We start from the raw sequence: 20,788 nt of genomic DNA on the forward strand, positions 1-20,788 counted from the left end.
ATGTGACAAGATCCATGTCCAGAGCAGGCACTCCTACCGATAATAGCGCAATGGAATCCATCAATGGCTGGATCAAAGCAGAGCTTTTTATGGATTTTCATGTCACAGGTGAACGACCAGTTCATGAAGAAGTAGATGAGTATATCAAGTTCTTCAACGAAGAACGTCCGGCTTATGCCCTTAGCTATCTTACTCCGAAGCAGTACCGTGAAAAGTATTCCGCATAATCTGTTCATAGGCTCGGATCCGGAGGCAGATACCAGACACCGCCTTAGCGGCTTGCCCTTGACATTCAGCCGTAAAGAAACGCTACAATATATGTCCGGCGGATGACAAATCAAATCTGTTCATGAGTTCATACCGTCGGCGAAAGCTGTCCAGCGTTTCTTGGAGCGATGTCAAGGGTGTCGTACGGCTTGTGTAGTCTTACGATGTAACTGAATAATTTTTTTAAATTCGTGTCCAAAATATGTTGACTAGTGCACCTTTGCCGACAGGAAATCTACTCTCATATTAGTTGTCCTATTGTTGTTAATAACCCCAATCCTCTGGATAAATCCAGTCAGATCTATAGAACAAAATATCAGCATTCCATTTCTAAACGGTTGGTTTTACAAAATAAATCGGTTGCATGCTGCCAAAAAAGAAAATTTCCCATCAGTAGAACAACTGCTGATTCTTCTGGATTACCCGATACCACAATCCGAAACTGTGCCAATGGAGTATTCTATACCAGTTGTAGCCATTGCAATCGATTGCAGCTAACAGTGGCGGTATAGATTATTCTTTTCGAACTGGACATGTAAGCAAATCATTTGTCGATTTAAAACCCATGAATCCATATCTTCTGTTTCCAATTCCCTCCCGGATTTTTCAACCCATAACTTCCCGTGAAACGCTAACTGTCAGCGGAAGAGGAACCCCTCCAGGGGCTGCGGCGGGCAGATACTTCCTGGTTCTGTGCACTCTGCAGGGGTTTTAGAAGTACTTGGCTTTCCGGTTTTCGCGTTGTGGGCCGGATTTGTGCTGTCTGAGCCAACGGCGAGTCCACGAATCCGGTCCACGGTTTTAGCGAAAACCGGAAAGCCTTAGTACTTCTTAAGCCCCGAAGCCTGCACAGGAACAGGAAGTATCTGTCCACCGCAGCCCCTGGAGGGGTTCCTCTTTCGCGTACGGTTTTTCACATCACACTTCACAGTGTTTCGCACTGAACCAAAGTTCTGGAGAAAACCATACGCATAGTAAAACTCGAAGAATTCTCACATACAGTTGCTGAACTAAAGCGCACTTTAGCAATCTAACTTCCAATATCATCTTACTGCATGGGCTCCCATAAAAATCAACCTTCATATTCTTTGTTCTGTTCTTCTTATACTTGCTCCTCTCTCTGGTCTGTTTTATAATAAAAAGAGTATCTATACAGCAGCAACTATCCTGCGCTATGTTTTTCACATATCGCAAAAATCCCGAAACATACAATCAAAAATCTATTACATATGAGGTGGCATATATCATGAATAAAAAAGAAATATCCGAAATCAAAAAACAGTTTACCCCTGCCAACTGTGCAATCACCCGCATACGCGGCTGCTATGTAGACGGCGAAAAGAATAAAAAAACAGAAGTAAAGGAAGCGTTTCTTTCTTTATCAGAAGAAGAAATGTTTAAGTATTTTGAAATTTTCCGTAAAACTCTTTCCGGTACTCTCGGCAAAAATCTCATCAACATGGAATTTCCGCTGGAGCAGGAAAAGGAAGGGGGAAATCAGCATTTCCTCATGAAACTGAGGGAGAGCAAACTCAAAGACGATGCTCTGACAGAGGCTTTTTTTGACAAGGTTATTGAAAATTATGATTATGCGGAAAATTACTACATTATTCTCATCCATGCGGTTTACGATATTCCGGGCAAAGCCTCCGATGGTCAGGAAATGTTTGATGCTTCTGACGAAATCTATGACCATATCCTCTGTAGCATCTGCCCGGTAAATCTGACCAAAGCAGGCCTTTGCTACAATGCCGAGACCAACAATATTGAAGACCGTATCCGGGACTGGATCGTGGAAATGCCGGATCTTGGTTTTCTGTTTCCTGTATTTAATGACAGGAGCACCGATATTCACGGGGTTCTCTATTATACCAAAAACGCCGAGCAGCTCCGCAGTTCCTTTGTGGATGAAATCCTCGGCTGCACTACGCCTCTTTCTGCCGGCGGACAGAGAGATTCCTTCAATGCTCTTGTAGAGGAAACACTGGGCGATGACTGCGCCTATGATACTGTCATGAATATTCACGGAAAACTGAATGAACTGGTAGAAGCCCAGAAAGAACTTCCGGATCCTGTCGTACTGACAAAATCCGAGGTGAAACGTCTCTTTGAAGACTGCGGCGTGGAAGAAACAAAACTGGAATCCTTTGATGAGCAGTACGAAATGGCTGCCGGAGAAAAATCCTCTCTGATGGCTGCCAATATTACCAACACCCGCCGCGTAGAGATTAAGACGCCGGATGTCGTAATCCACGTCAATCCGGAACGTGCGGACCTTGTCGAGACCCGGAACATCGACGGGCGCCGATGCCTTGTCATACCTATGGAAGATAATGTAGAAGTGAATGGAATCCATGTACGGATGAGTACCGGGAAAGATGCAGAAACTGAAGCAGAATAAGACAATAAGCCTCATTAACAGCTTTCCGGCCGCAATCACATGAAAGGTAATTTATATGTTTCGAAATGTCTGCATAAGCAGACATTTCCCTGTAATAAAAAAACCGGTCATTCTTCCCATTTCTGAAAAGATTAACCGGTTTTTGTTCTTTCTATCCAAATGTTGCCACCCGAGCTTTATGTTTCTTCCCAAATGTTGCCACCCGAGCTTTATGTTTCTTCCCAAATGTTACCATCCGAGCTTTATGTCTCTTCTGTCAAACTGACTCCTCTGCATTCCTGTCTTTATTTTGCAGCCTTCTCCGTTGGTGTCGGGGATGCAGTTGCTGTCGGCTCTGCTTTTTCTGTCGGAGTTACTTCTGCCCCGGCAGTTTCCGCTTCTTCAGTGTCTTCTGCCTCTGTTTCTTCTTCAGTTGCTTCCACCTCTGTCAGATCCGCGTCATCTGCTTCCTCGTCAATGATTTCCGCATCTTCCGCGATTTCCTCAGCTGCCTCTGCGTCAATTTCTTCTTCTGTCTGTACTTCCTCGTCCTCTGATTCTTCCTCAGCGGCATAGGTAAAACTGTGGCTGTCCGTAATCTTCAGTGTCTTCAGAACTTTTTCTTCCACCTGGATGTCTGCGTCTGCAAGCCACTGATCGGTTGTTTCTGTATAGAAGTCCTGTTCTCTCTGAGAAATAATGGATTCTCTCTCTGTCTCTGTGGCATCCTCGTCAAATACTTTATCCAGTCTGACTACATAGTATCCGTTCTCTTCTGTTTCAATGACCTCATCGTATACTTCTCCATCTTCCAGAGTACGAAGTGCTTCAATCACTTCATCCGGATAGCTTGAAGAAGCTTCTTCCTCATCTTCACTTACATTGGTCTTAAAAGAATCGGACAGTGCAGAAAGACTGTCATCAATCGCTTTTACAGTTTCACTCATATCTGCTTCCGGATCTTCTTTCACTGCATCAAGAACCTGCTGTGCCAGATCTTTCTTCTCTGCAAGTTCCTCTTCCGTAAGTTCTTCTTCACCATCTGTGCTGCTGGTAGAAACCTGCACATATGTAAAGCTGGATTTCTGTGCTTCTTCATCGGAAACTTCTGTATCAGCATCTGCAACGATCAAATCATACATTCTCGTCTGATAGGTCTGCAGTTCCAGGAATGTCTTCACTTGATCTTCGTTAACTGCCAGTTCTGCAAGTACTTCCTCGCTGTTATCCTCCATAAACTGAGCAGCAGCTTCCTCAATAGCCTTCTGATCTTCTTCTGTTACTTCCACACCATAATCTGCTGCCTTCGTCTTCATGATGTACATCAGCTCAACCTGCTCCAGAGAACTGCTGACAGCCTGATCACCGTAGGTTTCACCTGTCTCGGAATCTGCTTCTGTGTCCCAGATATTACCGGTACTCATACCAAAGCTGGCATACATAGACTCCGTATAAGCCTGCTGCTGACGGGCCATAAGGCTTACCACACCGAGAGGAATTTCTGTTCCGTCAACAGTTGCAACCGTCTTCGTTCCATCTAATTTCTTTTCTCCGCCACAGCCTGCAAGCATTCCTGCTGCCAGGATTCCTGCAAGTGATGCTGCAGCTGTTCTCTTCATTAACTTTTTCATGTTATCCTCCATAAATCAATCATCACTAGTGTAACCGGCGAAACATAAGGTTATTTATCGCGGGTCATACTAGTATGAGTATAATCTTTTTTTCTCCCAAGAGCAAGGCAAAACCTGAAAATCCGAAATTTTTCACATAACTTTCATATTCTGATACAAGGGGCGATTGACCCCATCATCATATTCTTTATTTCAAGCATGTTCCGACCCATGGCTGCTGTCCGGGACTTTCACAGCTACAGCCAGCCTTCACTCTTCCACCAGTTCTTCCAGCTCACCTGCAAATTCCGTCAGCGCATCCATCAGATTGCCCTCCGGTGTGAGAATAAATTTCGGTTCCTGGTCCATTTTGAACTGCAATCCCCTCCGGTGTTTCTGCAGCAGCAAAGGAAATCCTGCCGGATTCAGCTGTGCTTTTTCATAAATCGTGATCCGGATATCCCGTCCAAGCTGTTTGATTTCCGTAATATAAGCCCGATGTGCCTGCGCCTTCAGTTTTGCGATTGCCAGCAGGTTCATTACCGCCTTCGGGAGCTCGCCGAAACGGTCCAGAAGTTCTTCCAGCATATCATCATATTCCTGCTGTGTTTCAATCACTGCGATCCGCTTATAAATATCAAGCTTCTGGAACTCATTGCTGATATAGGAATCCGGAATAAAAGCATCCATGTTCAGATCAATCGTCGTTTCAAAATCTTCCATGGTACGAATTCCCTTTGCTTCTTTTACCGCCTCATTCAGCATTTTACAGTAAAGGTCATAGCCGACTGCATTCATATGCCCATGCTGTTCTGCCCCAAGAAGATTGCCTGCCCCCCGGAGCTCCAGGTCACGCATGGCGATTTTGAACCCGCTCCCCAGATCCGTAAATTCCCGGATAGCGGAAAGACGCTTTTCCGCAGTTTCTTTCAGCATCTTATTTTTCTTATACATCAGGAACGCATAAGCAGTTCTGTTGGAACGCCCGATTCGTCCCCGGAGCTGATAAAGCTGCGACAGACCGTATCGGTCTGAATCATGAATAATCATGGTATTTACATTGGAAATATCCAGCCCCGTCTCAATAATGGTTGTGGAAACAAGTACATCGATTTCTCCATTGATAAAACCGTACATGACATTTTCCAGTTCCCGTTCGCTCATCTGACCGTGGGCGAAATCCACTCTGGCATCCGGCACCAGTTTCGATATTTTCAGCGCCACATCTGCAATATCTGTCACTCTGTTATATACATAATAAACCTGTCCGCCTCTTCGAAGTTCTCTGCCGATTGCCTCACGGACAGTCTCCTCATCATATTCCATGACATAGGTCTGAATCGGCACACGGTCCATGGGCGGCTCTTCCAGCACACTCATATCGCGGATTCCGATCATACTCATATGAAGAGTACGAGGAATCGGAGTGGCAGTCAGAGTCAGTACATCCACATCTTTTTTCAGCTGTTTGATTTTCTCCTTATGGGCAACACCGAAACGCTGCTCTTCATCAATGATCAGAAGGCCCAGATTTTTGAACTGCACATCCTTGGAAAGCACACGGTGTGTTCCGATCACAACATCCACCATGCCTTTGCGCAGATCCTCCAGCGTTTTTTTCTGCTGGGCAGGCGTACGGAAACGGCAGAGCAGATCCACTCTTACCGGAAATTCCTTCATTCTCTGCACAAACGTATTATAATGCTGCTGGGCAAGAATGGTGGTAGGAACCAGATAAACCACTTGACGGCTTTCCTGTACTTCTTTAAAAGCAGCCCGCAAAGCCACTTCTGTCTTACCGTACCCCACATCTCCGCACACCAGGCGGTCCATGATCTTGGTACTCTCCATATCCCGCTTGGTATCTTCAATTGCCGAAAGCTGATCCTCTGTTTCTTCATAAGGGAACATTTCCTCAAATTCCCGCTGCCATACCGTATCCGGTCCACACACATAACCTTCCTTTTCCTGACGGACAGCATAAAGCTCCACCAGTTCTTTCGCTATATTCTGAACCGCGGTTTTTACACGCTTTTTTGTCTTATTCCATTCCTGACCGCCCAGCTTATTCAGTCTTGGTGTCCTGGCCGACTCACTGCTTCCGGAATATTTCTGCAGGGAATCCAGCTGTGTGGCAAGAATATAAAGATTGCTGTTGTCCCGGTATTCGATTTTGATATAATCCTTTACGATTTTATCTACTTCGACCTTTTCGATTCCTTTGTAGATTCCCAGGCCGTGCTTTTCGTGTACGACATAATCGCCGATGGAAAGCTCCGCAAAATCCTGAATTCTCTGTCCGCTGTAGGTTTTCTTTTTTTTCTTCGGTTTCTGTTCCTGTCCGAAAATATCTGTTTCTGTAATGACCGCAAATTTTACCAGAGGATATTCAAAACCTTTTTTGGCATGACCATAGACCACCATAATCTCGCCCGGCTGAATGATCCGTTCCGGGTCCTGTCCGTAAAAAGCATTCAGCCCTTCTGCCTGCAGATCCTTCGCAAGACGTTCCGCTCTTGTCCTGGAGCCGGAAAGCAGTGCGATCTGGTAGTTCTGTTTCTTATACTTATGAAGATCCTTTACAAGAAGCTCAAAGCTGCTGTTATAGGAACTGACAGATCTGACGGTCAGATTGAATTTCCCCGTCACTTTCCAGTTGTCTGTTCTTGGTTCCAGTGCACTGACAGAAATACAGTTGCGTCTGTTCAGTTCCCGGCAAAGGTCTTCCCATCCGCAAAGCCACTGAGCCGGCAGATTCTGCATGCCCTTTTCTTCTCTGTTTCTTCGGCTCTGGCAAAATTCTTCCTCCACTTCCTGCGCACTGGAGGAAAGATGATTGGGCTCATCCAGAAAAATCATGCTGGCCTCTTCCCGGAAATAATCCAGAAATGTGACCATTCCTTTTTCACAGGTTCGCTCCGAAGCCGGATAGATTGTGACCTCTTCCAGATTTTCCAGAGAACGCTGACTCTGTGCATCAAAGCTCCGGATCGAATCGATTTCATCTCCCCACAGTTCAATACGGATCGGGTTCTCCTCTGTCAACGGATAAATATCAATAATACCGCCCCTTACGGAAAACTGTCCGGGCATTTCCACCTGTCCTGCACGCTCATAGCCCAGCTGTACCAGAGATGCTTTCAATTCTTCCAGGTCCACTTCACTGTCGTTCTGATAATAAATAAGGCTTTTTTGGATCTCAGCAGGAGGCAACAGGTAGTCCATACATCCGTCCACACTTGTGACCACCGTTACTTCCTTCTGTTCCAGAAGTGCACGGATCACCTGCATCCTCTGGCGAATCAGCAGATTTCCATGGATATCCGCCTGGAAAAATAACAGATCTTTTGCCGGATAATAATATACATTTTTATCATAAAACCGGTAATCCTCGTAGAGTTCCTTCGCCCGGCGCTCATCCTCAGCCAGAACCAGCCGGAAAGGAAAGAGCCCGGAAAGCCCATAGATCAAATGCGCTTTCTGGGACTCAATACATCCGGTCAGTTCAAGAATTCCTCTGTTCTCTTTGCTTTTTTTCCATATATCTTCCATCTCTGCAAAATTCTGCAGAGGCTGCAAAAAGGCTCTCATAAATTTTCTTTTTCCTGCACCTTCCTGTTATACTCATTCATTGCTGCATCCACGCCCCTGGAAAGCATCAGTTCCACTGCGTCACCGGCTTTGCCGATGGCCTCATCCACAAGGCGTCTGTCACTGTCAGAAAAACGGCCTAATACATGATCTGCAAGATCCCAGCCCTTTGGCTTCGCGCCCACGCCGACCTTTACCCGCAGAAATTTCTGTGTGCCAAGCTGACGGATGATATCCTTGATTCCATTATGTCCGCCCGCACTTCCCTGCTTGCGGATACGGAGCTGGCCCGGTTCCAGGTCAATATCATCATAGATCACGATCATTTCCGTCTCCGGGTCTATTTTAAAATAATTTACCATCTCCCTTACAGGACCTCCGCTGAGGTTCATAAAGGACAAAGGCTTCATGAGAATGACTTTTTCTCCACCGATGATTCCTTTGCCGTACATGGCATTGAATTTCACACCGCCCTGCGGGATCTGATGCTTCTCGATCAGATAATCCAGTGTGTCAAATCCCATGTTGTGGCGTGTTCCATCATACTGTCTGCCTGGATTTCCCAAACCTACGATCAAATACATAATAGTTCTCTCCGTATTGTTAATCCATGTTGTTATTTTCTGCTCAGTTAAAGTATACCATTTCCTCTTCCAGTGCATCACATGGCTGTATATCTTCTGCATAAAGCACGATACCTTCACCCTGATATTCCATACGATTTTCAAAAGCGATTTTTGCAGTCACTTCCACCCACTGTCCTTCCTGCAGCTTCGGTGCATAAGCACTTTTGCAGACATAACCGAGGAATGTGGTATCATCTGCACAGCATGTCATGGCTGTACGTCCGGGGACAAAGAATTTGCTTCCCATTCCTCTCGGTTTCAGTGCCCGGCCTTTGAAGCGGACGGTTTTGCCCACATAAGTGTCCGGGTGATCCATGGCATCCACAAACCAGATACCATAATCTTCCGGCAAAATCTCAATGACAGGTGCATTGATGTCAAAAGGCATCTCATCCTGGAAAATATCATCGATTTCCCCTTCTTCATCTTCGAAGATCACTTCCGCCCGCTGGTTGGCAACTTTGATGCTTCTGCGATAGGAAGCCAGCGGATCTCCTGCTCTGCATCTGTTGAAAACAACCATATCCGCATTGCGCGCCATATCCATAAAAAGGGACTTCATGTTATTCATATACATCTGGAAAGTGCTGGCATCCACACAGGTAATTTCCTGCTCAATACCCCAGCCTTCCGGTTTTTTCATTTTTTCAAATTTGCTTGCAAGCCACATGCCGTTGTATTCCACAATCACACGCTCTGGCTGATGAATGATGTCCATCGCTGACAGACGCTCGGTAGTCAGGTCCTCTTCTTTTTCGATGACCTCTACAACCGTATTCGCAAGCTTCAGAGCTTCCATATCATATTCTTCCTCACCCTCTTCACAGAGAATCAGAAGCGTTTTTCCTTCAATATAAAAATAGTCCTGCTGCAGGGTAAAATTCAGGAAAGTGGTCTTGCCGCTTTCCAGAAAACCTGTAATCAAATATATGGGAACCCGGATCTCGTCCATTCGTTCATTCCCTCCCGTCTTTATAATCCGAATAATTCTGCAAGTTTATCTTCTTTGAGTTTGGAACCGATCACACAGAGACGTCCGGTATACTCCGGTGCTCCTTCACGAATCTCGGTCTCTTCCGGAACCATGTCAAAATAAATCCATGTGCCATCTTCTGCCGGAAGCATTCCTTTGGCACGAAGGATCATACCGTATTCCTCACTCTCTGAAAGTTTTTCCAGAATTGCTTCCAGGTTTTCTCTGGTATACTTCTTCACTGTCTCACGGCCCCAGCTGGTGAACACTTCATCTGCATGGTGGTGATGATGATGGTCATGATGATCGTGACCACAGCCGCATGTATCATGGTCATGGTGATGATGATCGTGACCGCATTCTTCATGGTCGTGATCATGGTGATGGTCGTGGCCGCACTCTTCATGATCGTGGTCATGGTGATGGTCGTGGCCGCATTCTTCATGGTCGTGATCATGGTGATGATGGTCATGGCCGCACTCTTCATGGTCGTGATCATGGTGATGGTCGTGGCCGCACTCTTCATGGTCGTGGTCATGATGATGATCGTGGCCGCATTCTTCATGGTCGTGGTCATGATGGTGTTCTTCTCCATGGGCGTGCACATGACCGCACTCCGGGCATACTTCCTCTTCTTCCATCATCTGTGCTTCCAGAGAAACCGGATGTTCCATAACTTCCAGAAGTTTTTTTCCGTCCAAATTTTCGATAGGAGTGGTAATAATTGCAGCTCTGGCATTCATTCCGCGAAGAAGTTCCATGGATTCCATTGTTTTTTTCTCATCTGCAATATCTGTACGGCTCATGATGATGGCACCGGCATATTCCACCTGGTTGTTAAAGAACTCACCAAAATTACGCATATACATTTTGCATTTCTTGGCATCTACCACAGTTGTATAGCTATTCAGCACAAGTCCTGTTTCCTCCTGGACTCCCTGAACGGCCTTGATGACATCTGATAATTTGCCGACACCAGACGGCTCGATCAGGATACGGTCCGGATGATATTTCTCAATCACTTCTTTCAGAGAAGCCCCGAAGTCCCCCACCAGTGAGCAGCAAATGCATCCGGAATTCATTTCACGAATCTCAATTCCGGCTTCCTTCAGAAAACCGCCGTCAATACCAATCTCACCGAATTCATTTTCAATCAGAACCACCTGCTCATCCTGAAAAGCTTCTTTGAGCAGTTTTTTGATCAGTGTCGTTTTTCCAGCTCCAAGGAACCCGGAAATAATGTCAATTTTTGCCATTTTTATTACTCCTTTCAAACGCAATTTGACCAGGAAGTATCAAATACCCCCTGGTTGTTCTCTTTTTTATAGCAGATAGAACGGGGATATGGCGGTTGCTTCTCACAAATCAGCCACATCCCCGACACTCTCTTATGTGCTTATCTAGTATAACCCACAATAAATAACCATATGTTTCGGTGAGATATTTCTTGTGACTTATACTGGTACAGATGATTTTCTCTTTTCGGTCATTTACATCTTTCCGTCAATATCATCTGCGTACCGGCATCAATCAGCCGTTGATCATGAAATTCATCAGTCTGTCGATGTCTTCCTTTTCATATGCAACGATTTCCAGTTCCGGAATCTCGCCGCCGGAAAAGATATTCGCAAGAGATACATACTGAGACAGTTTGGATTTCAGATTCAGTCTGTCACCCTCGCCTGTTACCAGTTCTACTTTGCCTTCACAGCTGTCTACTACTTCAAAGAATTTTTCTACATTTTTAATATTTGTTACTTTCATAATAATTCCCCTTTCCAACTCATTTTAACCAATCCTGCTTTCGCGGACATTATAACGCATATGTTTTTAAATTGCAATTGCTTTCTTTTTCAAAGTTGTCAAGTAATTTCTCTTGATTTTTATTTGTTTGTAACAAATTTCCAAGTTAAATTTTAGTTATTTTGCACATAAAATGAATTAATATACAAAGACACCTACTCCATATGGTGCCAGCGGATATGCCACAGAGTAATCGCGATTATCGCTTTCCTTCTTCTCTGCTTTGTATACCACCGGTTTCTCCAGCATTCCCTCTTCATTCATGATGAGCTTATACTGTTTCTTCTTCGGAACACCGACACGGTAATCCGGACGTTCTACAGGTGTAAAATTGCAAACGACCAGAATATTGTTTCTCTTGGTAGGTGATTTGCGTACAAAACTGAAAATACTTCTGTCTCCATCATCCGCATTGATCCATTCGAATCCTTCCGGTGTATTGTCCACTGCATAAAGTGCAGGATATTTTTTGTACAGATGAAGCAGACCTTTGACAAACTTCTGCATATCTTTATGCGGATCTTCCTCCAGCAGATACCAGTCCAGTTCTCTCTCCTCACTCCACTCACGAAGCTGGGCAAATTCCTGTCCCATGAACAGAAGTTTTTTGCCCGGATGACAGAACATAAATGTATAGGCTGTCTTCAGATTCTTAAACTTATCATCCGGATATCCCGGCATTTTATTCACCATGGAGCATTTCAGATGTACTACCTCATCATGAGAAATAACAAGGATATAATGCTCACTGTATGCATACATCATGGCAAAGGTCATTTTATTATGATTGTATTTGCGGAAATACGGATCCTGCTTCATGTATTCCAGGAAGTCGTTCATCCAGCCCATATTCCACTTCAGAGAGAATCCAAGACCGCCGTCCTCCGGAGAGCCGGTTACCATCGGCCATGCCGTGGATTCTTCCGCGATCATGACAACACCCGGATTTCTCTTTTTGATCATGGAATTCAGATGGCGGAAAAGCTCGATTGCTTCCAGATTCTTATTATCACCGTACTTGTTTGCCACCCACTGTCCGTCCTGTTTGCCGTAATCCAGATACAGCATGGACGCAACTGCATCCACACGAAGACCGTCCACATGACACTCCTCAACCCAGAACAGCGCATTGGCGATCAGGAAATTCTTAACTTCATTTCTTCCGTAATTGAAAATCTTGGTACCCCAGTCCGGATGCTCACCCTGTCTCGGATCCGCATGCTCGTAAAGTGCCGTACCATCAAAATTGGCAAGTCCCTGTGCATCCTTCGGAAAATGTGCCGGAACCCAGTCAAGAATGACACCAATTTTATTCTTATGCAGATAATCTACCATGTATTTGAAATCTTCCGGACTTCCATAGCGGGCAGTCGGTGCGTAATACCCGGTCACCTGATAACCCCAGGAACCATCAAAGGGATGTTCCGCAATACCCATCAGTTCTACATGCGTATATCCCATATCCTTCACATATTTGGCAAGTTCATGGGCAAATTCACGGTAATTGTAAAATCCTGCCGGATCATCTTCTGTAGCCGGATGCTTTCTCCAGGAGCCCGGATGCACCTCATAAATAGACATCGGTGAGCTGCTTTCCTCAAATGTCTTCCTTGCTTTCATCCAGTCACTGTCATTCCATTTGTATTTGGAAATGTTCGCAACTCTGGATGCCGTACCGGGGCGCACTTCTGCCCAGTTGCCATATGGATCACTTTTATCCAGTTCTTCTCCATGCATTCCCACAATATGGAACTTATACAGATCTCCCGCTTTTACCTTCGGAATAAAGGTTTCAAACACACCAATCGGTCCGGTTTTCTGCATGAGATTCGCCGTATGATCCCAGTCATTAAAATCTCCGATTACAGAAACAGACTGGGCATTCGGTGCCCATACTGCAAAATAAACGCCTCGTTTTCCGTCTACAGTTGTTGGATGCGCACCCAGTTTTTTGTATATGTCATAATGTGTTCCCTGACCAAACAGATACTGATCCAATTCTGTAAATTCCAGTTTCTTTGACATTTCCTCATACCTCCCTGATATACCTTTTTGTTGTCAGAATGAAAAAATCACACTTTCATTCGGCTGTAATGTAACGTGAAGCATTCCTCCTGAAACTTCCGGTTCTCTGTCATCTGTCAGGCTGGTGTAAGTTCTGCCCTCCACCGGAATACGGATATTCAGCTCCGCGTCTTTTTCATCATTATTCACTGCCACAACAACTCCCTGACCATCCAGTATCCGGGCAAAGGCATACTGCCTGTTGGTCAGAAGAAGTTCCTGATACGTTCCGTTCGCAAGTGCAGGCTGTTCTTTATGAATCCTGCCGAGCATCTGTACCCATTCCAGAAGTTTCGGATCCGGAACATCCGCAAGCACTTCCTGAAGATCTACTGCCGGACGGAGAGGATCATCATTGCCTCCTTCTTTTCGTCCCTTGATTCCCCATTCAGATCCATAATAAATGGACGGAATTCCCGGAAGTGTAAACAGCAGTGTATATACCGGATAAATATGCTCCGGTGTATTCAATTTGGATGCGATTCTGTCCACATCGTGATTATCCACAAACGAATACAGTTTCATGCCTCTGTAGATACCGCCGTTCTGGTCAAATTCCCTGCGAATGGTATGTGCGATCTCAAAATAATTATGATCATTATGACCGGAATAAAGTCCCTTATGAAGTTCATAGTTCGTTACACTGTCCAGCATCTGCGGCTTGATATAACGGCTGTAGTCTCCATGAATGACTTCACCCATCAGCCAGAAATCTTCTTTTTTCTCACTGGTAAATCTGCGCATGTCCTCCATAAAAGAAAATTCCAGACAATCCGCGCAGTCCAGACGAATACCATCTATATCAAATTCATCAATCCAGAAGCCGATCACATCCAGAAGATACTGACGTACCTGCGGCTCCCACAAATTCAGATTCACCAGTTCAAAACAGTTTCTCCATGCTTCATATCCAAATCCATCATTATATGGTGAATTCCATCCGAAATTCAATCCCTTATACCAGCTGCAGTAAGGAGAACTCTCCCGGTTGCGCTGAATATCCTGAAACGCAAAAAATTCACGTCCTGTATGATTGAATACACCATCTACCACGACCCTGATTCCAAGACCATGGGCTGCCTCAACAAAATGTTTAAAATCATCATTGTCACCCAGTCTTCTGTCCACAAGCCGGTAATCCCTGGTATCATATCCATGCGATGTAGACTCAAACAGCGGCCCTATATAAATCGCCGTACAGCCAAGAGAAGCGATATGCGGCAGCCATTCCTCCAGCTGAGGAAAACGGTGTGTTACTTCTGACTGCTCATTTCTTCTTGGCGCTCCTGTCATACCGATCGGATACATGTGATAAAAAACTGCTTCTTCAAACCATCTGCCCACTACGATGTCCTCCTGATTTATCCTGAACGTCAATGACTTTCCATCATTATACTTCCTATATTATACCAATATGCACAGTTTTCGTCAATCAGAAGGCTCACTATTTAGTAAATTTTCACGGCTTTTTTGCTATCCTTTCCCATGTTAACAGTAATATGTTTTGTACAGAAATTTCTTCATAATATCCACACGCTCTAATATCCTTTTTCAGTTTTTTTCAAACAGCTGTATTGACGGAAATTATTTCCCAAACGAAAATGACTGCATAAGCAGACATCACCACATTGCTGCTGTCCGGGACTCTTACAGCAAAAAAGAAGAACCCTGATTTTCCCTGAGCAAAACCGGATTCTTCTTTATTTTTCTTCACAGAGTTCTATTTATTCTTCTCCGTCACTGTAGGTGCTTTCATCTTCGGTTTCTTCTGAACCGTCGCTGTAGTCTCCTTCTGTACTCTCAGTACCGTCACTGAGCTGTTCCTCACCGGAGCCCTCTCCGTCCGTCAGGATGCCGTCTGAATCACTGCCTCCATTGTATCCCGCAACTTCACCGGCTGCAAGCGAGCTGTCCCAGAAATCAGAATAAGAAGCATTCTGAAGAGTCACTCCCTTGGCCTCTGCCAGTTCACTGACGGTCACAAATTTATACCCCTGTGCAGTAAGCTCCGGAATAATTCTGAGCAGTGCATTCACTGTAGGTTCATGAATATCATGCATCAGAATAATCGTACCATCCGTCAGATCTCCGGTCATAACAGAATTATAATCCAGCTCTTCATCTTTGTATGACCAGTCCAGAGAATCCAGAGACCACATAAAGAACGGTTTGCCGATCGTATTAATTATGTCCTGATTCCAGCTGCCATAAGGGGCACGGGCTACCGTAGACGCCTGTCCGCAGGCCTGAATCAATGCATTATCCGTTTTGGAATATTCTTCTGCTGCCGCATCCAGACTCAGGTTTACCAGATTCTGATGATCATAGGAATGATTACCTATTTCACATCCCAATTCTACCATTCTTTTCACCGTATCCGGATAAGATTCCACATTCTGTCCCAGCATAAAAAACGTTGCACGAGCATTATTCTCCTCCAGACAATCAAGAAGCGTATCTGTATACTGTCCCGGGCCATCATCCAGGGTCAGTGCCAGCATCGGACGTCTCTTCTCAGAATTATAAGATCCATCATCATTAAAATAATAATCCTTCACGCCTTTCGTCACCCAGCCAGTCTGCATATATCCATTATCGTCAAAACAATAAGTCACTCCGTCGATTTCCTGGAATCCACCTGCATAATATGTATGATCTGCATTCTGATACCATCTGCCGTTCTCGTCCTCATGCCATCCCGGGGTGAGTTCTGAAGTCTTCAAAAGATCCCCCTGTCCCTTCAGAGGCTGACGGACTGCTGCATTGGGATCTGCCTGTGCAGTCTGTGCCTGAACTTCCACGGTTTCACCGCCGCTCTTCCCGCCGCCGATTCTTCCTGCTATGGGAAGTATAATTCCACGCACCACAAAAATCACTGCCAGAACCAGTCCTACCGCATAGGTAATCAGCTTCATATACCTGCGTCTCCTGAGCTGACGCTGTTTCTGGCGCATTCTTTCCTGATATACTTTTTTATCCATTCTGTATCTCCATTAATTGTACTAAAATCGTTTACTTATTTCCCTGTATATCGTTCCGCAAACAGACAAATGTTTCGTTACTGATGTTTTGAAAATGATATACTTTTCTATATCTTACCTCATTTACCATGGGAATACAATGCTCTTTTGTCATTAATCATCCGAGCACTTTTTTCAGTTCCATCTGCGGGGTCACCAGAAGAATATCAGCCTCTTTCCCCACACAAAGAGATCCTACTCTGTCATAAATACCGATACTCTTTGCAGGATTCCGGGTTGCAGCAAAAACAGCATCACTTACCGGAACACCAAAGGAAATCGCTTTGCACATACAATCATAAAGGTTCGTTGCTGATCCCGCAATCGTACCATCCGCCAGCGTTGCTTTTCTGTCTTTCACCGTGACTGCCTGTCCGCCAAGTTCATACTGTCCGTTAGCCATACCAGTTGCCATCATAGAGTCACTGATGAGAATCACCCGCTCATTTCCGAACATCCGGAAAGTCGCCAGTACTACAGCAGGGTGGACATGAAGACCGTCACTGATCAGCTCCACCATGCACTGCGGATCATTACTCGCTGCCCCGATCAGTCCGGGATCACGGTGAGCCAGAGGCATCATGGCGTTAAAAAGATGTGTCACATGATGCGCCCCTCTGCGCATTGCCTCTGAAGCAATTTCATAATCAGCCCCCGTATGTCCCAGAGAAATACAGACTTCCTCATGAACCTCATCAATAAACTCCATTGCTCCTTCTGTATTCGGTGCAAGAGTCACAAGGCTGACCAGATTTCCGGAAGCTTCGTTCAGTTCACGAAAAAATGATGCATCCGGTCTGCGGATAAATTCTTCCACATGTGCTCCTTTTTTCTTCGGATCCAGGAACGGTCCCTCCATGTTAATTCCCCGGATGACTGCACCGTCTTGCGTACCTTCGGCTTCTCTTGCTGTTGCAAAAATTTTTCTGAGCCGTTCTTCCGGCAAAGTCATGGATGTCGGACAGTAAGAAGTAATACCGCAGCTTTTTTCATATCTTAGAATTGTTTTCAGGCCTTCGGTATCTGCATCGGAAAAATCATGTCCAAAAGCCCCATGGCTGTGAATATCCACAAGTCCCGGCAGCACCAGAAGCCCTTCTGCATCTATTTCCGTCCGATCTGTCACAGCCTCCTCACAGGTTACAATCTTATGATTTTCCACAAAAAGGTCTTCTCTGCGGAAAGTTCCATCCTCCCGAAATACAAGTCCGTTTCTGATAATCATGATTCTTCTTCTCCTTCTTCTGCTGTCGTAATTTCGTCTTCACCGGAATTCTCCGGAGCATCCGCATTTTCTGCTTCCGGAGCATCCTCAATCGTCTCCTCTTCGTCAACAGAAGAATCCTGAATATCTCCATTTACCCCAACCTGATCACCTTCCGATGTCAATTCCGTGATTTCTGCATTTTCTACAATAAAATGTTCCACTCTTAGAAGGCCGATAGATTCATCCACAGCCACCTGTCCGTATTCATCCACCAGATCTGCCAGACTCTGTTTGCCATAATTCTGAATCAGCTCATCCTGGATTGCCAGGCATTCCTCATCATCCAGACGGATGCCTTCCGCATCCATAATTCCCTGAACGATCAGATTCTGTTTGACTTTGTATTCCGCATACTGGCGGCACTCATCCTCAAAGCTTTCTTCTGTATATCCCTGAGATTCCACAAACTCCAGAAGTTCCATACCAGCCTGATCTGCATAACTTTCTACCTGTCTTTTAAATTCTGCAATACAGTCATTGATATCCTCCTCCGGGAATTCAATGATCTCGGAACTTTCGAGCACCTGATTCCATCCATCACTGTACATATTATATCTGGCAGCTTCTTCAGCATCCTTCTCAAGAAGGGCACGAATACCTGCCTTATACTCATCTATCGTGGAGTAATCGGTATTTTTGGCAACCCATTCGTCTGTCAGTTCCGGTGCGCGCCGGAAATTCTGCAGAGTGATTTTAAACACCACATCTTTGCCTGCCATGTCCTCTGAAAAATAATCTTCCGGGAAAGTCAGCGGAACCTCTTTGGTCTCTCCTTTTTTCATTCCGATAATGCCATCCTCAAATCCATCGATCATACCGCCCTCACCGACTGTAAGATCATAGTTTGTGGCGGTTCCTCCATCAAAAGTCTCTCCGTCCAGAAGTCCCACAAAATCAATGGTAACCAGATCTCCTGTCTGAACAGTTCCATTTTTGTCTGTTACCTCTTCTGCCTTATCCTCCAGTTCATATTCGATCTGCATTTCCACCTGATCATCTGTAACAGCTTCTATTGTATTGTTCAGCTTGATCCCCTTATATTCTCCAATAGTAACGTACTTGTCAATATCTTTTACTCTGACAAGACGGGTGGCTTCGGATTTTTTCTGTTCATCCGCTTTTGTATCTTCTTGTTCTTCAGTGGTTTCTGCTTCATCTGAAGTTTCTTTTTCAGCCATAGTATCCGTATCTTTTGCACTGCTTCCGCATCCTCCCACAGTCAGAACCATACACATTGCAAGAACTGCAAGAACTATTTTTTTCTTCATAATATTATACTCCCTTCAAATCTCTCAACATTTATTATCAATAATGATGGGGTCAAAAGGTATTTTGACCCCTCTGATACACGGATTTCTCCGCACTTTGCGCTCCCGAAATCCTCAGACTTCCCGCCTGTCACTGCATCGGCGGAACTGGCGTCGGTCTGCTCTTATCAAAAACTTCTGACGCATCAAACAGGTCTTCCACCAGTCCCGGATTATAATACATTCTGTAGCCATCCAGATTTCGTCTTCCCATCCGGAAATACCGGTCCCTAAGCTGAACAAAGTACTTACTGGAATCCACATTACAATAATAATTATATCCGCAGCCCTTCAGGTATTCAAATTTTTCTCCGGAGTAATCCTCCATCTGTGTCAGATCTGCTCCAAAGGCAAAAATGATAATATCGGTTCCCCCGATCAGCGGATCCACATTTTTTTTAAACTTCTTCGTATCTGCCTGAAGACGTTCCAGACTGATTTCACCAACATTCAGATGTCCCCATGTATGGCTTGCAAAAAGCCAGCCTTCTTTTTTCATGGCTTCTGCCACTTCTTTGGCACCGGCACGCTCTTCTTCCAGGTCAAAATCAGGGTGTTCCTCCAGCCACTTCACTTTCACTTCATCCAGATCATCCGGCTGCTCCTGATAACTGATATCTGTACGGTATCCCAGAATTCCATTATATCCTGTCAGCGCAACGATTCCTTTGGCTCCTCTATAGGAAAAATCCGGATGTTCTTCCACAAAACGGTCTATCAGCGGCACCATGTCATAATCGCCCACAGAAATACTTCCGTCATCTTCCACATATTCATTGCGAATTTTTCCGTCCTCATCCACGATCAGTTTTGAAGCAAATCCATCTCCGTCCATGTAATGGTAATAACACACATCATCCTGGGAAAGAATAAACGGAATCTTGCCCGGCGGCAGAAGAATCTCTCCTGCACTCATGGTTCCGTCTTTATTCACAGACGCCAGATCATAAATGCTGACCATCACATATCCCTTATCATACATTATCTGAGTAATCTTATTAAATTCATCAATCGTAGTCATTACCTGATTGTAATCTCCGGCCTTATAATCACCGTCAAATGCTTTGTCTGTATCTTTGACCAGGGTATGATAAAAAATATGTGTCACCTTTTCCGCAGGCCAGGAAACGCAGTTTGCCTTTGTTTCCCTGTATTCCGCAACAGCTGCTGTCATGTTGTCGTATAGCTGGTATTTTTCATAACTTTTTATGGTCTTGATTGCTGCATCATAATCATACTGCTCTGCCTGACGTTTTGCTTTTTTCAGAATCTTCGTCCGTTTCTGACGTTCTTCTTTCTCTTTTTCCAGTTTTTTCCCGGTAGCCTGCGCATAATGCGTATCAGCTGTACTTGTTTCATCCCAAAACGGATTTACCGATACAGGCGTTTCGGTCTCGCCGTCTGCTTCTTTTTCTGAATTCTCCTGACTGTCCTTTTTTTCATTTCCTGAGGGGAATATGGAAACGATCCTTTCCCAGGCATTTCTGACACCGGAAAGTTTTACTCTCGACATATCCGGAAAATGACCTGTCACATACAGAATTCCTCCCGCAAAAACAGCAATGACCAGAATAACGGTAAGCAGTATATTGAAAAAAAGTCTTCTGCGCCGCTTTTTCGCTGCTTTTTTCCGTCTTTCCCTCCATCGGGCAAGTATCTGCTCTTCCTCTTCCGTAAAGGTTGCCTCTGCCTCCTCATCTTTTCCCTCAGGATGCATGGCAAGTCCATTATCCTCTTCCGCAGAATGCGGATCGGGCAGACCTCCCTCTCTGTTTATCCTCTTATCATTATTCATTTTAACTCCTTATATTACTGCAAAAGTCCCGGAAACAGACATGAAACCATGCGCATCTGCACATAATCGTTCATGATGATTTTTC

The 20,788-nt window shown here is 44.9% G+C and carries 14 protein-coding genes; 2 read left to right on the plus strand and 12 right to left on the minus strand.

The features are described from left to right. The coding region (locus ACTNEW_RS10915; RefSeq protein WP_441060750.1) for an IS3 family transposase at window positions 1-227 on the plus strand (227 nt) is incomplete at its 5' end. A gap of 1,286 nt (window positions 228-1,513) precedes the next feature. Next, window positions 1,514-2,668 carry a DUF4317 domain-containing protein gene (locus ACTNEW_RS10920; protein ID WP_441060752.1) on the plus strand — a complete coding sequence of 385 codons (1,155 nt, stop codon included), beginning with the start codon at window positions 1,514-1,516 and terminating at the stop codon, window positions 2,666-2,668. Window positions 2,669-2,952: 284 nt separating this feature from the next. Here the strand turns inward: ACTNEW_RS10920 and ACTNEW_RS10925 are convergent, their stop codons facing one another. The 12 genes from ACTNEW_RS10925 to ACTNEW_RS10980 form a co-directional block, all read right to left on the minus strand. Further along, window positions 2,953-4,278, minus strand: a complete 1,326-nt coding sequence (locus ACTNEW_RS10925) for an FKBP-type peptidylprolyl isomerase (RefSeq protein ID WP_441060754.1) — start codon at window positions 4,276-4,278, stop codon at window positions 2,953-2,955. Between the two features lie 249 nt (window positions 4,279-4,527). Beyond that, window positions 4,528-7,848 (minus strand): transcription-repair coupling factor, encoded by a 3,321-nt coding sequence (gene mfd, locus ACTNEW_RS10930; protein ID WP_441060756.1) that lies wholly within the window; start codon window positions 7,846-7,848, stop codon window positions 4,528-4,530. Continuing rightward, window positions 7,845-8,432 (minus strand): aminoacyl-tRNA hydrolase, encoded by a 588-nt coding sequence (pth, locus tag ACTNEW_RS10935; RefSeq protein ID WP_441060758.1) that lies wholly within the window; start codon window positions 8,430-8,432, stop codon window positions 7,845-7,847. The genes mfd and pth overlap by 4 nt, the downstream gene beginning before the upstream one ends. A 43-nt stretch (window positions 8,433-8,475) precedes the next feature. Beyond that, window positions 8,476-9,426 carry a TIGR03943 family putative permease subunit gene (locus ACTNEW_RS10940; protein ID WP_441060760.1) on the minus strand — a complete coding sequence of 317 codons (951 nt, stop codon included), beginning with the start codon at window positions 9,424-9,426 and terminating at the stop codon, window positions 8,476-8,478. A 20-nt stretch (window positions 9,427-9,446) separates the two neighbouring features. Further along, entirely contained in the window at window positions 9,447-10,703 is a 1,257-nt protein-coding gene (locus ACTNEW_RS10945) for a CobW family GTP-binding protein (RefSeq protein WP_441060762.1), read from the minus strand. A gap of 274 nt (window positions 10,704-10,977) precedes the next feature. Then, a complete protein-coding gene (locus tag ACTNEW_RS10950) occupies window positions 10,978-11,211 on the minus strand; it encodes a polya polymerase (RefSeq protein ID WP_441060764.1) in 234 nt (77 codons plus the stop codon). Window positions 11,212-11,388: 177 nt separating this feature from the next. Beyond that, window positions 11,389-13,275 (minus strand): 1,4-alpha-glucan branching protein GlgB, encoded by a 1,887-nt coding sequence (gene glgB / locus ACTNEW_RS10955; protein WP_441060766.1) that lies wholly within the window; start codon window positions 13,273-13,275, stop codon window positions 11,389-11,391. Window positions 13,276-13,308: 33 nt separating this feature from the next. Further along, window positions 13,309-14,658 carry an alpha-amylase family glycosyl hydrolase gene (locus ACTNEW_RS10960; protein WP_441060768.1) on the minus strand — a complete coding sequence of 450 codons (1,350 nt, stop codon included), beginning with the start codon at window positions 14,656-14,658 and terminating at the stop codon, window positions 13,309-13,311. 380 nt (window positions 14,659-15,038) lie between these two features. Further along, window positions 15,039-16,295, minus strand: coding sequence for a polysaccharide deacetylase family protein (locus tag ACTNEW_RS10965; protein ID WP_441060770.1), 1,257 nt, complete (start codon window positions 16,293-16,295; stop codon window positions 15,039-15,041). Between the two features lie 157 nt (window positions 16,296-16,452). Then, window positions 16,453-17,559 (minus strand): N-acetylglucosamine-6-phosphate deacetylase, encoded by a 1,107-nt coding sequence (gene nagA, locus ACTNEW_RS10970; RefSeq protein WP_441060772.1) that lies wholly within the window; start codon window positions 17,557-17,559, stop codon window positions 16,453-16,455. Continuing rightward, window positions 17,556-18,869, minus strand: coding sequence for a trigger factor (tig, locus tag ACTNEW_RS10975; RefSeq protein ID WP_441060774.1), 1,314 nt, complete (start codon window positions 18,867-18,869; stop codon window positions 17,556-17,558). The genes nagA and tig overlap by 4 nt, the downstream gene beginning before the upstream one ends. Before the next feature lie 130 nt (window positions 18,870-18,999). Further along, a complete protein-coding gene (locus ACTNEW_RS10980; protein ID WP_441060776.1) occupies window positions 19,000-20,703 on the minus strand; it encodes a polysaccharide deacetylase in 1,704 nt (567 codons plus the stop codon). Between the last annotated feature and the right edge of the window lie 85 nt (window positions 20,704-20,788).

Source organism: Blautia sp. HCP3S3_G3 (genome assembly GCF_052063365.1).
In the GTDB taxonomy this organism is placed as follows: Bacteria; Bacillota; Clostridia; order Lachnospirales; family Lachnospiraceae; genus Blautia_A.